A 13,795-nucleotide genomic window follows, 5' to 3' on the forward strand; every position below is an offset into this window, starting at 1 on the left:
CGTTAGTATTTACATTCACTGCCATGTTGTTTCTCCAATTGATTTTCCGGTGTAGCGGTTTCCGACGTCTCGGAAAACCAAGTAGTTCTCTCAAAGTTACTATCTTTATCGTCTTCAAAAAGAAAGACTTGAGAAGTTTATTTATGGAAAGTTACTTTTTTTATGCGGTTGGACATGAATTGTGATAAGAAACATAAAAAGTGAAGTTTTGTAGGAAAAAGAACTAAAGTTATCTGCCAAGCCGTCGTACGACCTATTTTGCTTTTAGCTCTGCAAAAGAGTAAGTGCTAGGTTAGGAGTCTGTTTTGCTTGAGCCAAAATCGTAGTGCTAACCTGTTGAAGAATTTGTTGCTTTAACATTTCGGTTGTTTCTTTCGCATAGTCAGTATCTTTAATACGGCTGTTCGAAGACGATAAATTCTCTTCCATATTTGCCAGATTATTAATGGTATGACCTAGCCTATTTTGGTACGCACCCAACTCAGCCCTATGACCATCCACATACTTTAAAGCTTGATCGATCACCGACACCGACATTTGCGCACCTCCTACTGCTTCGATAGACAAATTATCCACCGTCACAATACCTTGTGTCGCAATATCTAAAGCCTGAGCAAAGCTCCCAGAAAATGTAACGCTACTGGTGACTTGCTGGGAGTCTGCAAACAATTGTAACTGCCCCTGCCCGTTTACTGAGGCTGAAATCGTATCTGTTTGCCCGTTAATGTAAGTTGCAACCTGTTCAATATCATCGCCAACTTTAAGCTCTATCGTGTCAGTCTGAGTTCTACCTTGAGCATCTTGATAACTGAAACTCAAGCTACGATTACTTGAATCCACCAGCCACGATTCAGAAACGCCATTATTGGCACGATAAGCAACGCCGCCCATTTCCAGTTGGTCAGAACGCATATTTTTTAGTTCAACTTGAATGGCCTCACCTGCCTGCGCACCTATTTGGAACGTGGCCTTACCAAAGCTTCCATTGAGCAATCTTTTACCACCGAATGAGGTGGTTTCTGCGATTCGATTTAGTTCATCATTAAGGGCGGTAAACTCTTCTTGCAGCGCCTTTCGATCTTGAGCCGAATTGGAACCATTGGCAGATTGCAGCGAGAGATCTCGCATTCGTTGTAGGATTGATGTGGTTTCATTCATCGCGCCTTCCGCAGTTTGCATGATGGAAATACCATCATTTGCATTACGCTGCGCTACGCCTAAACCACTTATTTGAGCTTCTAATCGATTAGAAATTTGTAGGCCAGCTGCATCATCCTTAGCACTATTAATACGATAGCCAGATGACAGGCGCTCTAACGACTGATTCAACGCCTGAGACGCTTTATTCAGTTGATTCTGCGCCATCATTGCACTGACATTGGTATTAACAGTAATCGACATACAAGTTCCGAAAACAAGAGGGTTAGTTTGATATCGACTAAATGAGAAAAAACTGAAGGGAAAAAAGGTAGTGAGAAGGTTCCTAGTACAAACGCCTAGGAACCAAGATATGGATTATGCTGCGATATTTAGTGAGGCAAGCATCTCTTGCGACGGCGCAAAGAAATACGCCCCTGTGACCGCTTTGGTAAAGCGTAACAACTGGTCAGTTTTACCATCGGTTGCACCGTACATGCTTTCAAGCATCGCATCGAAGTTATGTACCGTATGACAATAAGCAATGAACAGTAAGCCATGAGCGCCACTTACCGTACCATACGGTAAGCTGTGACGAACAATTTTAAGTCCTTTGCCTTCCTCTTTGATGTCTACACGCCCCACGTGAGATGCGGCAGGGACATCATCCAGCTCTATAGAATCAGGCTTGGTACGACCAATTACTTTTTCTTGTGCTGCAACATTAAGGCGGTTCCACGCTGGCAGATTATGTTCAAAACGTTGCACCATCACGTAACTTCCAGAAGCAAACTCACCATCAGCAACTAATGCGACTTCACCACGCTGCTCACCTTTCGGGTTTTCAGTGCCATCAATAAAGTCGGTCATATCACGAGCATCCATAAAGCGATAGCCGTAGGTCTCATCCACAACAGTTACGTCCTCAGCAATCTGACCCATGAGTTTACGCAACACATAAAAATGCAGGTCATGACGCTTAGAGTGACAATGCACTAATACATCTACCTCAGTCGATGGAGCGTGAATATCACCTTCACCTAGTTCTGGGAACGCTTTCAGTTCTGGCGGCATCGCCTGTTCAAACTGTGTCCAGAATGAGTGAGAGAATGCTACTGATGAAGTCAGTTCAGCACCAGGTTGAGACTCATTAAGCTCTTTTACTAACTGTGGTAATGCTTGCAGTGCACTTAGCACTTGCTGAGGGTTTTGATTCACTTTTAACTGCATGTACAACGCAAATGGTTCAGCATCAGGCGTTATCGCACTTTGTGGTAATGACATTGATCTTTCCTCTGTTTTTGCACAGTGTATTTTTAACTAGTTACTCGTAGTATGACCTTGATCAGTAACTGTATTGATTTTTCTTGGCATCGCTAAGCAATCTATCACATAGCGACTATTTACCAAATAAATAGCAAACCAGCACAGCAATACCAGTGTCATCGCGTTGGTCCAGGTAAACTGCCAGTGCTGTAAGCTGACTAAGTAGACAGTATGTCCTAGCTGCATTAGCACCACGAGAATAGAAGTGCCTCTTAAATAGCTAACAGAGCGATTGATTTTGTCTGTATCCGCTTTACGCAATCCCATTAGCCACATTCCTACAACAATCGGTAGCCCCATGGCCAATCCGAGGTAAAGCATAGTGTGGTTTGGGTAAACATACTCGAGAATTTGACTTCCTTCTTGGCGACTCGCACCAGCAACAATAAATACCACCCAAGCACGTGTCAGGAACGCCCACCCTAACCAGAGCCAAATTGGCGCTTTGAGGATTCCGTGCTGGTCATATTGTTCTATGCCATAGCGCATAATACGTCTCAAATTCTAACTAATATCAAACTATATGGTGTTAATGGCGCAATGATTCAAGTTCAAACTCTTGGTTATGATAAAATGCAGCAAATTTTGAGTTAGGATGAGTATGAAAACCAACAAAAGTGCGCCTTCTGTAGAAACGCAGCAAGAAGCAATGCGCATAGCGAAATCAACCCAAAAGCCTGGTCAAACAAAAGAACAGACTAAATTGATCGCTCAAGGAATTGAAAAAGGCATCGCGCAATTTAAAAAACAGCAGAAAGAAAAAAAACGTCAGGCAGATAAAGCGCTAAAAAAACAGAAAAGAGATAAGCAGCAACGTGACCACGTTGAAGCAGACAATCAAACACAAGACATTCAAGTTCAGGAGGTAGGCTCTACCCGTTTACCTTGGATGTTGTTGGTATTTAGCTGGATAGGTTTTATTGCTTATGTTGCTCTTAACTAAACGTAGTCTCGGTGCTATCACCGCACTGGTTGTGTTGCAAGGCTGCTCAACACCGGCCAATCAACTTTCATCACCGCAAGCTGAACGTGTTGAGGTAAGACTGGATGCTACTATGGATGTCTCGTCTTGCGCTTGGAAAGGCGACATCACTGGTTCAGAAGGACGCTGGTATAGCTCTATTTTTTATGGCAATGATGCACTGGCCCGTGGCGCAATGAATGACATAAAGAATCATGCAAGTGAGTTGGAAGCAGATACTGTACTTTTGCTATCCCCTCTCGACTTTCAAACATCGGTAACCTTGATAGGTAGCGCGTACCGCTGTAAAAAATAAAGCCAGAGTCTTCACTCTGGCCTCATTTATCATCCATATGCACACGGCTGATACTTAATTCACACTCAACAACGATATGCTGCTTAAACGCCAAGAGTTGACTCGATGTCATTTTGGCGTTCAATCACCCATTGGCTGTCGAATGGTCCCCAGTCAGATAACTGGTAATAACCATCATTGTGTCTACGCCCATCTTGAACAAACATGAGCTCAATGCCGATACCAGGTAGCGCCTTGATTACATCTTGAATTGTTCGGCGAGGCCACCCCGTTTTTTCGATAAGTTTTGGCACATTCGGTCTCTCGATGCTCTCAACAAGCAATGCGAGATAGAGACGACGTGCAAAAACAGGACTCAGTTCCATTGACACCTCCTATTTATGTGCATTTCCAATATATTGGATTTCAACAAGATGGTGTTGCGCTTGATCAATTTCTCGATAATCCGCGTGATATCAACAATTCAGATTTTGTAACTTTTCATCAATATCGGTTAATTTAGCTGGCTTTTCTGTTGTTTTTGCGCCATCTGTTCAGAACAATCAGATCAGACCAAGTGTGATAGAGAACAAGTTTTTGTTTATAAGGAGAGTTCTTGATAGGATGCTTGAAAACAAAATTGCCTAGTCGGCAAGTCAATTATAGAAAGGAAGTCAATATGTCGATCACCATGTTTGGGATCCCTAACTGCGACACAATTAAAAAAGCTAAAAAGTGGCTCGAAGCTAATGACGTGGAGTACACATTTCACGACTATCGTAAAAATGGTATTTCAGAGCAAATGGTTCGCGAGTTTTGTGATGCTCTAGGTTGGGAACAAGTACTAAACAAACGCGGCACGACATACCGCCAGCTCTCACAAGAGCAAAAAGACACACTTAATGAAGACTCTGCGATCTCACTACTTGTTGAGCATCCTGCCATGATTAAACGTCCTATTGTCGATATTGACGGCAGCAAACACATTGGCTTCAAAGCTGATCAATACCAACAGATTTTCAACGCATAATTCGAATTAACGATAAGTACAAGGATCATCAAGGATGACAGACAGCCCCGTATTGGCACTCGCAAAAGATTTAATTAGTCGCGAATCAGTAACACCGGAAGATGCAGATTGCCAAAAGGTAATGATTGAACGCCTAGAAAAACTCGGTTTTGAGATCGAAGTGATGGTGTTTGAAGACACCACCAACTTCTGGGCTCGCAAAGGCAGTGAAGCGCCGCTATTCGCCTTTGCTGGCCATACCGATGTTGTACCAGCTGGGCCAAAAGAACAATGGCATACCCCACCATTTGAACCAACAATCATTGATGGTCATCTTCATGGACGTGGTGCAGCAGATATGAAAGGCTCGCTAGCCTGTATGATTGTTGCGGTAGAACGATTTATAGAACAGAACCCAAACCACACGGGCTCCATTGCTTTCTTGATCACCTCTGATGAAGAAGGCCCATTTATTAACGGGACTACCCGAGTGGTCGATACCTTGATGGAGCGTAACGAGCTGATCGACATGTGTATTGTAGGAGAACCTTCAAGTACACTAGCGGTTGGCGATGTGGTTAAAAATGGCCGTCGTGGTTCTATCACTGGTGATTTGAAAGTAAAAGGCATACAAGGTCATGTTGCTTACCCTCACCTAGCAAACAACCCAGTGCATCAAGCGCTTCCTGCATTGGCAGAGCTTGCTGCAACAAAGTGGGATGAAGGTAACGACTTCTTTCCTCCAACCAGCTTCCAGATCCCCAATCTACATTCTGGCACCGGTGCAACTAATGTGATTCCTGGTGAATTCGATGTGCAGTTCAACTTCCGTTTCAGTACTGAACTGACCGACGAAGACATCAAACAACGCGTACATTCGACACTTGACCTTCATGGGTTGGATTACGAGTTAAAATGGACATTAAGTGGTCATCCGTTCTTAACGGATAGAGGTGAATTACTGGATGCAGTAGTCGATGCCGTGGAAGAGGTCAACCATAAGAAACCTGAGCTTCTAACGACGGGTGGTACATCCGACGGCCGCTTTATTGCACGCATGGGCACTCAAGTAGTAGAGCTTGGTCCTGTTAACGCAACCATTCACAAGGTAAACGAATGTGTAAACATTGCTGACCTTGAAAAGCTCACCGATATGTACGAGAAAACTCTGTTTAATCTTTTGGGTAAATAGATATGGATAGAAAGCAGCTTGTTGGTCAAAGTGAATGTGAGCTAGTTCCACTTCAAGTTGGAAACAAAGCGTTTCTTGTGCATCAGCAAGTTAGGCAAGATTTGCACGCTCTGATTCAAGCTGCTTCATCCGATGGATTTCAACTGTATATCGCCAGTGGATTTCGAAGTTTCGAGCGTCAACTTGGTATTTGGAACAACAAAATGTCAGGGGATAAGCCAATTCTAGACGATGATAGCCACCCCATGGATACTGCCTCACTGTCTGATGAGCAAAAGGTTCGAGCAATTTTGCGTTGGAGTGCTTTACCCGGTGCAAGCCGCCATCACTGGGGTACCGATTTTGATGTCTATGCAGGTAACTTGTTACCTGTTGACACTTCTCTCGCCTTAGAGCCTTGGGAATATACACAAGGTCATCAAGTACCCTTCTATCAATGGCTAAAAAACAATGCTAGCCGGTGTGGTTTCCGCTTTCCTTATCAGCAAGATCGTGGCGGAGTAGCCTTTGAACCCTGGCATATCAGCCACCATGCCACGGCAGAACAATGTCTTAGCCAACTTTCCATCACATTGCTTCAAGAAACTTTAGAGCAATCAGAGATTTTGGGACAACGTGCCATACTTTCTCAACTTGATTACATCTACAATCAATATATAACAAATATACAACGTTGAGAGTGAAGTATGATTGAATGGCTATTTAACCCGTGGGTTATCATTATTGTTGTTGTAGCCGTTGTGATTGGCAACATTGCAGCACTGAAACACACCGCCAATATGAAGTTCAACCAAGAAGATAACGTCCGTTCACGTAAACATGAACTTGACCGCCTCAATGAGTTAGATAAACAAAAATATGGCGATGATGACGAAGACATAAAAAAAGGACCTTAACGGTCCTTTTTTGTTTCAGTCTTTCTTGATCACTGTCGATATCAACGGTTCTAGGGAGCGGAGCAGGTTCTCTGCTACTGGCTTACCGTCTTTATCCGTAACATTAATCGAAGTACGGTTCCCTAAATCACCGAATAGGAAGGTATATTCACCCGGTTCTAGATCAATTGGCTTCAAGCCAACGTCATTCCAGAATGCGTCATCCGGTGCAGCGTATTTGGCTTTTGCAGTACCTTGAGACTGGTTACGCTCTTCAATGGTGAAGCCCATCTTAGGCAGCAGCTCTGGGATCTCTTGCCACATTACATTATACGGTGTACGTGCAATGATGACTGGCAGACCACTTCTGTCCGTACCCATGCTAATCGGGATAGACTTGACCAACTCTTGAGCTCGACGAGCCGCTTCTTCACGAAGGTCTCTGTCATAGCGAGCAGTTACCAAATTGGTCATCAATGTGTTGTAACGCTCTTCGTTAACACGAGTTACTGGTTTATCTTTTCCACCCTCACGCCAATCGATCAGCTTCATTTTGAAACCATAACGATTGTTTGCTTCGAAACGGCTTATCTCGTAACGGCTACCAATCTCAACGTCCTCATCTTCAGAAACCCAAGACACCCAGTCGGTTTCGATAAAGTCATCGGTTTCTTTTCGTGCTTTGACGTTGATTTCAGCTAGCATGGTCTTGACCGTTGACCATACTTTATCCATCTCATCTTTTTGTAGCAGCCACAGTGTTACGTCGGAGCCTTGTCTTTCTACTCGAGCACCAGGGATAAGCTCTAAAACTTGTTGAGGCGGACGAATATCAACCTCACGGCCAATGCCACCCGAGTAATCCCCTTTAGGAATTTCATAATTTGGATAGAACTGAGGCGTGGCATCTTCCGGTAGCGTCCAACTTTCTAGCGGTGGTGCATCTAGGTAGTTAAAGTCATCTTTTGCTTCGCGACGAGTGTTAGGGTCACTCGAACATGCGGCTAAAACAATAACAGCTAACGACGATACCGCTAGCTGACGAGAAAATTTCATTGATACTCCCTTAATAAGAGGAGCGATAGTTCACTCCTCTTAATGTTCTATTAGTAAATACAAGCTTCTGTTAGAGCTTGAGCAACAATAGGTTTTGCTTGCTCGGATAGTTCAACAAGAGGTAAACGTAAATCTCCGTTGTCAATCAAACCCATTTTATGCGCAGCCCACTTCACAGGAATCGGGCTAGATTCTACAAACAGATTTTTATGCAAAGGCATAAGACGTTGATTGATGATTTCAGCTTCTTCGAATTTACCTTCTAGAGCCAGCTTCATCATTTTTGCCATGTCTGCCGCTGCAATGTTGTTCGTTACGGAAATCACACCAGTGCCGCCTTGCTTGATGAAATCAAGCCCTGTCGAATCATCACCACTTAGTAAGATAAAATCTTCGCCACAAAGTTCACGATGAATTTGAACTCGTGATAAATCACCTGTCGCATCTTTAAGTGCAACAATATTTGAAATCTCAGATAAACGTGCAACCGTCTCTGGTAGTAGATCCACACCTGTACGACCAGGTACGTTGTACAAGATTTGTGGAATGTCTGTCTCTTCGGAAATCGCTTTATAATGCTGATACATGCCTTCTTGCGTTGGCTTGTTGTAATACGGTGTCACACTCAGACAACCCGCAATACCAACATTATTAAATAAGCGACTAAATGTAATCGCTTCGTGCGTCGCATTTGCACCTGTACCAGCAATAATTGGTAGACGACCTTCAGCAAACTCAACCGTCTTTGCGACGACCTTGACATGTTCTTCAACAGTTAGTGTTGCAGACTCACCTGTTGTACCGACAGCAACAATACCGTCTGTACCAGCTTCAATATGATACTCAACTAGCTTTCGTAAGCTAACGAAGTCCACTTCGCCGTCTGGAGTGAATGGGGTTAATAAGGCAACAATACTTCCTGAAAACATGGTGATCTCCCTAAATTGATACTTCTTGCATGGTACTGTAATGCTATTGATAAACACAAGAGATTAAAAACGATCCCCGCAAGAAGTGAATGAATAATTATCAGATTTCAGATATGAGGCACGTATAAGGTGCGCTATTACTATTTCGAGGTGTCATCAACAGGTCAATTTTCTGGCTGATAAACTTATTCCCCTTAAATTTGTCGGTATTCGGTTACATCTATCACAAGAGCTTTACCGTTAGCTGTGCTACCATATCATCAAATAAGGACTTTAGAGTGACACCATGAATCAGTATTTAGTGATTACCGCCGTTGGTACTGACCGCCCAGGGATTTGTAATGAAGTCGTACATCTGGTCGCACAAGCCGGATGTAACATCATCGATAGTCGCATTGCCATGTTTGGTAATGAATTTACTCTCATAATGCTGATATCCGGCACCCCCAGTTACATCACAAGAGTTGAGACTACCTTGCCACTTTTAGGGCAAGAACATGATCTCATTACGATGATGAAACGTACATCCAAACACGACGCCTTACCGAATCAATATACTGTTGAAGTGTTTATTGAATCAGAAGACCGCATTGGACTCACTGAACAATTTACCCAGTTTTTCGCCGATAAACAGATCGGTCTGGCTTCATTAAGCGCGCAAACTATTGTCAAAGAGCGTGCGGGCACAGAAGTCGATCAATTCCAGATCGCTCTAACTGCTAACGTAGAAGAAAATTGCAACTTGATGCAGTTACAAGAAGAGTTCGACTCTTTGTGTCAACGCTTATCAGTAAAAGGCTCGCTGAACTTCATCAGCGGTAGTAAATAAAACAATAACACCATTCAGCTTCAAAGGAATTTTAATGAACACGTTGACTGCGGGCGCACCAGCTCCAAACTTTTCTTTGCTCGACCAAGACGGCAACACCGTCACACTACAAGACTTCAAAGGTAAGAAAGTCCTGTTTTACTTTTACCCTAAAGCTATGACACCGGGTTGCACCGTGCAAGCTCAGGGGCTACGTGACGTTAAAGCCGAGCTTGACGCTCACAACGTTGTGGTATTGGGTGTCAGTATTGACCCAGTAAAACGTCTAGGTAAATTTATTGAGCGTGATGAACTTAACTTTACGCTTCTCTCAGATGAAGACCATGCCGTTGCAGACCAATTCGGTGTTTGGGGCGAGAAGAAGTTTACCCTTGGAAATTTTTCATGACAAAAAACCTTGATATATTTTTATGACAAACCTATCTTTGATATGTGGGTAGCATATCGAGGATTGTTTTGTGATAGAAACGTATGAAGAAAAGTGTTCTGATGCTTATGATGACTTCCGACTTCTTTCTGTCGAGGTCGATACATTGGCAAAGCTCAGAATCTCTACAAATACCGATACTGAATCAGGGGAAGTGACATACTCTCCCTACCTCTCTCCTTCCAATCTAAAATCACGCATAAAGAAAACCGATATCATCGTTGCTCCTGACGGTAGAGTGGTTTATCCACAGTCTCTTTATCTAGTATCTAAATTGCGTGGTGAAGCGGCTGTAAAAGACACAGGTTCAATCGCAAAGGGTTTGCTAGCTTTCACTCGTTATTTGGATTCGACTCACCGCTCTCAAGTTGATGAAGATGGTCATGAAATACCACCTGAGTATCTAACGTATAAAACCCTATCGAAGTACGAAGAAGAAGGTGCTCCCTGGCAATTTGCTGAGTTCCTGCTTGCTAACTGCAATGATATTGAAGGCTCCAATGGCAACGAGGCTTTTAGTTTATCTACCGCTCGCACCTATATGGGTGTGGTAATTGGATTCTATAAGTGGATGCAAAAAAACGGCTACATCAAAAATAACGATGAAAATATCGTTACGCACTACACCACAGAAACAGTTCATCAGGAGTTAAACCAACACGATATTCTGGCTCACACAAAATCTGGCTCACAGCGTACTTATGAAACTTCCAATATCATGAAGATGTTTCCTAAAAAACAAAATACGCCTGCTCATAAAAAACTCAAGCCCATGCACCCCGGGCACAAAGCCTTATTTAATGAGCATATAACGTCACTCCCAAAGACGACAAAACTCATCTTTCGCCTATGTGTCGAAGCAGGACTTAGAATAGATGAAGCCATTCACTTCCCCGCTCATGACATCGGAAACGCTGACTACAGAGATTTAGATGCTGTGCCAATCAAAATTACCCACACTAAAGGTAGTAAAGAGCGTACCGTAGAAATCCCTATAGAGCTGTACGAAGAGCTAGAGATACACAAAGAAAGTCACACGCAACTTAAAAACCTAAATAAGCGCAATGAGCTTATTCAGGCAGGCAACGAAATAGATACCGTTGCGTACCTATTTCTCTCAAACAAAGGTGTGCCTTACTCGGCTAATACGTTAGAAACACACTTTTCAAACCTTAGAAAGCAGATTCGGGTAGTGGACTCTTCTTGGTACTACAGAATTCATGATTTACGTTCTACCTTTGCGACTCACTGGCTTTGGGAAGAATCAAAAGAGCGTAATGTTAGCTACAACTATCTTATGGGTGAGTTAGCGGAATTGATGGGACACGCCAGCACATCGACCACCGAAAAGTACATTCAGTACATGAATAAGCTAGACGACCAAATCAACACGGCTAAAGCCAAAAACCGCAAAATAAACGGAGGTTGGTCGTAATGGCAAAAAGCAAAATCGCAAAACAGTCCAAAGCCGTCAAGCATCTACGAAACAATCAAAATATTGTTCCCTTGAGTTTTGAGATTCCTTATAAAGATAATAAATCAAACCAAGTACGGCAGTTCGATGTTTCTCACCTATTGCATTTAGGGGGGAGCAAAGAAAACGAAAAGATAAACAGTCGAGCTGTATTTATCCGATCTTTTTGCAAAAAAGCTAAACAATATGTCAACAATGGCAATTCAGCACACACCGCCAGCTCAAACTACGAGAACTTGCGCAGCTATCTGGCTTTTTGTGATGCCATAAATGTTAACCCATTTACCGAAAACGGCTATTTGAAGTATGCTGGCAACGATGGCGAATTAAGGCATCGTATAAAGATGTTTACCCCTTCAAAACGGCTATGGGAATACAATCACGGTGATGAGTTAGGGATTAAAGAATCCACCGTTCCAACAATGCTTTCATTCCTTCGTAGTGCCCTTGAATGGTGCGGTTTGCCTATTTCCGATTGGGCGAGAAACCACCGAGGGTTTACTGGAGAAAAAACGCCATTTAAGGGGTACTCAGATGAAGAAGAGTTACTGGTCACACGATTAGAGACTTTATTTTTCACTCTTGCGCCACAGCTCATTGCGGCTAAAGAAAGCAATATTCCTTTACCCGAAACACTGCCTCTTATCATTAGCCTTGGTTTGCAAGAGGAAACCGTTCACATCCCGACATCATTGGCAGCTAGAGGTCGAGGTAAAAGTGGCACCACTGTTAATACTGGCTCTGCCTTTAACCTTACGATGGGCGCTGCCTATCATTTAATGTGTTTTTTCACATCACTGAACGACAGCAACATTCGAAACATTGCTCACCCAATTCATGTTCATGCAGAAGCGCGAGATAAGAGCCTGCAAGTAGTCAAAGTCTCAAGCCATAAGCCTCGCGCCAACAGTGAAGTCGATGCTCTGCTAGTGGGTGAGCTCTTTGACGTCAATAAGCGCGATGGCGTGAAGTTTATAAAGCTACTAGAACGATTATCCAAACTCTACGGCAGTGGTGAAGACGGCTCAGAGCTGCTTTTTACTCTCAATAATCACTCTGAAGTCAATGGTTCGTTTGATTTGAGAGAGCTAAATAAACAACTCGTTAACCAATTGCACCTGTTATCGCCCTATAGGGCTGGTAGCCTGCCTTGGTTTAAAGAGTTGTTTTACGCCTATCGAAACCAACAGTACATCTCATTAAAGAAGGTCGTGAATCACTTAGGTCGCAATGTTGTTCATAAGGATGTGCAGGCAGCTTCCAAAAATAGGGCAGAACAAGGGGCGAGCAACAGTGCGTACTGCATTTTATCTTGTTACACAGACTTACCGCTCAAAGGAATTTTACTTCCACTCACCTACTCAGAAAAAGATAGTGATGGCAACGTTACCGTTTCTTTTTACTATAGACATAGCGAAACAGGATCCTTCAAAGTCCCTGCTTCTGATTTAGCGTTAATCAAAGATATTGAACAATATGCGACAGAAAAAGCAGACAAACAGCCTAAGAAATACGAACGGCTGCTTTTAACAAAGACTTCCCGTAGTGTTCCTTCAGATTGGGAAGGCATCAGCCCTATTTCAGCAAGTCTAATGAGAAGATGGTCTGTTGAACCCAACCATTACTATTTATCTCTTCAATCAAGTCGCTGGCGAGAAATGAACAGCAACCAAGCTTATGCCGAGGGAGGTATTCAAGCCGTTCAAAGCTTGCTCCAAAACAAACAAGAAACCATAGAGAGAAGTTACATCAACGGGCTTCCATCCCTCAATAAAGTCATTATCTCTCAGAGTATAGAAGTCATCGAAAATCTCTTTGACAATAACTTAGAGCAAGCAAAAGACGCTGTAGCTAAAAGGCGTGGTATTCCTATGCTGACATACGAGGAAGGTGAGCTAAAACGTAAAACCAACCCCAATGGAATCGCCTGCAATGGTAAGCAAGTCATTGTTGATGGTAAGAATACACAACGTGAAACGAACTATGCGCTAGGCATAGACTTGCCTTGCGCCGAGTTTGATATGTGTCACAAGTGCCAATCCGCCAAAGCGGTAGATGAGGTTGACGCCATTTACAAGCTTATTTCATACATCGATGTTTTAAAGGAAGGGCTGGATATGTTCCCTGATTCGAAAGGAGAGGCTCTTGAAAAAATCGAGCAGTTTGAGTTTACGCTCGATGGAGCAAGCGACGATGTATTCGATGAAGCCATGAACAAATTTAATACCCAAGGTCGTCACCCACGAGTGTCCATCGACCATGCGATTCTATCCCTATAGTTACGG

The 13,795-nt window shown here is 43.2% G+C and carries 15 protein-coding genes and 1 pseudogene; 10 read left to right on the top strand and 6 right to left on the bottom strand.

Translation table 11 applies throughout. The features are described from left to right. Positions 1 to 264: 264 nt before the first annotated feature. The 3 genes from L2W36_RS18995 to L2W36_RS19005 all read right to left on the bottom strand — a co-directional run bounded on the left by L2W36_RS18995 (position 265) and on the right by L2W36_RS19005 (position 2,952). Positions 265 to 1,401, bottom strand: coding sequence for a flagellin (locus L2W36_RS18995; protein WP_124940160.1), 1,137 nt, complete (start codon positions 1,399 to 1,401; stop codon positions 265 to 267). A 114-nt stretch (positions 1,402 to 1,515) separates the two neighbouring features. Beyond that, the gene (locus L2W36_RS19000; RefSeq protein ID WP_006071073.1) at positions 1,516 to 2,421 is read right to left on the bottom strand and encodes a Dyp-type peroxidase; all 906 of its coding nucleotides are present in this window, start codon (positions 2,419 to 2,421) and stop codon (positions 1,516 to 1,518) included. Positions 2,422 to 2,457: 36 nt separating this feature from the next. Further along, positions 2,458 to 2,952, bottom strand: coding sequence for a DUF2919 domain-containing protein (locus L2W36_RS19005; RefSeq protein WP_198558185.1), 495 nt, complete (start codon positions 2,950 to 2,952; stop codon positions 2,458 to 2,460). Positions 2,953 to 3,064: 112 nt separating this feature from the next. Between L2W36_RS19005 and L2W36_RS19010 the strand changes: the two genes are divergently transcribed. Then, positions 3,065 to 3,406 (top strand): DUF2956 domain-containing protein, encoded by a 342-nt coding sequence (locus L2W36_RS19010; RefSeq protein WP_198558186.1) that lies wholly within the window; start codon positions 3,065 to 3,067, stop codon positions 3,404 to 3,406. Next, positions 3,390 to 3,740 (top strand): DUF4156 domain-containing protein, encoded by a 351-nt coding sequence (locus L2W36_RS19015; RefSeq protein ID WP_124940162.1) that lies wholly within the window; start codon positions 3,390 to 3,392, stop codon positions 3,738 to 3,740. The genes L2W36_RS19010 and L2W36_RS19015 overlap by 17 nt, the downstream gene beginning before the upstream one ends. Before the next feature lie 83 nt (positions 3,741 to 3,823). Here the strand turns inward: L2W36_RS19015 and L2W36_RS19020 are convergent, their stop codons facing one another. Further along, a complete protein-coding gene (locus L2W36_RS19020) occupies positions 3,824 to 4,105 on the bottom strand; it encodes a winged helix-turn-helix domain-containing protein (RefSeq protein WP_006071066.1) in 282 nt (93 codons plus the stop codon). Between the two features lie 293 nt (positions 4,106 to 4,398). Here L2W36_RS19020 and L2W36_RS19025 point away from each other — a divergent pair, with 293 nt between their 5' ends. The 4 genes from L2W36_RS19025 to L2W36_RS19040 are packed head-to-tail and all read left to right on the top strand — an operon-like array spanning position 4,399 to position 6,816. Continuing rightward, a complete protein-coding gene (locus tag L2W36_RS19025) occupies positions 4,399 to 4,749 on the top strand; it encodes an ArsC family reductase (RefSeq protein WP_006071064.1) in 351 nt (116 codons plus the stop codon). A gap of 34 nt (positions 4,750 to 4,783) precedes the next feature. Beyond that, positions 4,784 to 5,920, top strand: coding sequence for a succinyl-diaminopimelate desuccinylase (gene dapE / locus L2W36_RS19030; RefSeq protein WP_006071062.1), 1,137 nt, complete (start codon positions 4,784 to 4,786; stop codon positions 5,918 to 5,920). 2 nt (positions 5,921 to 5,922) lie between these two features. Next, complete coding sequence (locus L2W36_RS19035; RefSeq protein ID WP_236111204.1) at positions 5,923 to 6,597, top strand: M15 family metallopeptidase; 675 nt, start codon at positions 5,923 to 5,925, stop codon at positions 6,595 to 6,597. A 9-nt stretch (positions 6,598 to 6,606) separates the two neighbouring features. After that, positions 6,607 to 6,816, top strand: coding sequence for a DUF2897 family protein (locus L2W36_RS19040; protein ID WP_006071058.1), 210 nt, complete (start codon positions 6,607 to 6,609; stop codon positions 6,814 to 6,816). Positions 6,817 to 6,831: 15 nt separating this feature from the next. On the opposite strand, the gene bamC is transcribed toward L2W36_RS19040, so the two are convergent. Both bamC and dapA read right to left on the bottom strand, forming a co-directional pair. Further along, positions 6,832 to 7,851 (bottom strand): outer membrane protein assembly factor BamC, encoded by a 1,020-nt coding sequence (gene bamC / locus L2W36_RS19045; protein ID WP_006071057.1) that lies wholly within the window; start codon positions 7,849 to 7,851, stop codon positions 6,832 to 6,834. A 50-nt stretch (positions 7,852 to 7,901) separates the two neighbouring features. Beyond that, positions 7,902 to 8,780 carry a 4-hydroxy-tetrahydrodipicolinate synthase gene (gene dapA / locus L2W36_RS19050; protein WP_038227841.1) on the bottom strand — a complete coding sequence of 293 codons (879 nt, stop codon included), beginning with the start codon at positions 8,778 to 8,780 and terminating at the stop codon, positions 7,902 to 7,904. 286 nt (positions 8,781 to 9,066) lie between these two features. Here dapA and L2W36_RS19055 point away from each other — a divergent pair, with 286 nt between their 5' ends. The 4 genes and pseudogenes from L2W36_RS19055 (at position 9,067) to L2W36_RS19070 (ending at position 13,789) form a co-directional block, all read left to right on the top strand. Beyond that, positions 9,067 to 9,609, top strand: coding sequence for a glycine cleavage system protein R (locus L2W36_RS19055; RefSeq protein ID WP_006071054.1), 543 nt, complete (start codon positions 9,067 to 9,069; stop codon positions 9,607 to 9,609). A 34-nt stretch (positions 9,610 to 9,643) separates the two neighbouring features. Then, positions 9,644 to 9,976, top strand: a pseudogene (bcp, locus tag L2W36_RS19060) (thioredoxin-dependent thiol peroxidase); the annotation flags it as partial. Between the two features lie 91 nt (positions 9,977 to 10,067). Then, positions 10,068 to 11,471 carry a tyrosine-type recombinase/integrase gene (locus L2W36_RS19065; RefSeq protein ID WP_062458164.1) on the top strand — a complete coding sequence of 468 codons (1,404 nt, stop codon included), beginning with the start codon at positions 10,068 to 10,070 and terminating at the stop codon, positions 11,469 to 11,471. Next, positions 11,471 to 13,789, top strand: a complete 2,319-nt coding sequence (locus tag L2W36_RS19070) for a hypothetical protein (RefSeq protein ID WP_062458167.1) — start codon at positions 11,471 to 11,473, stop codon at positions 13,787 to 13,789. Before L2W36_RS19065 ends, L2W36_RS19070 begins: the two co-directional genes overlap by 1 nt. The last annotated feature ends 6 nt before the right edge of the window (positions 13,790 to 13,795 follow it).

The organism is Vibrio sp. McD22-P3 (genome assembly GCF_021568915.1).
Lineage (GTDB): Bacteria > Pseudomonadota > Gammaproteobacteria > Enterobacterales > Vibrionaceae > Vibrio > Vibrio mediterranei.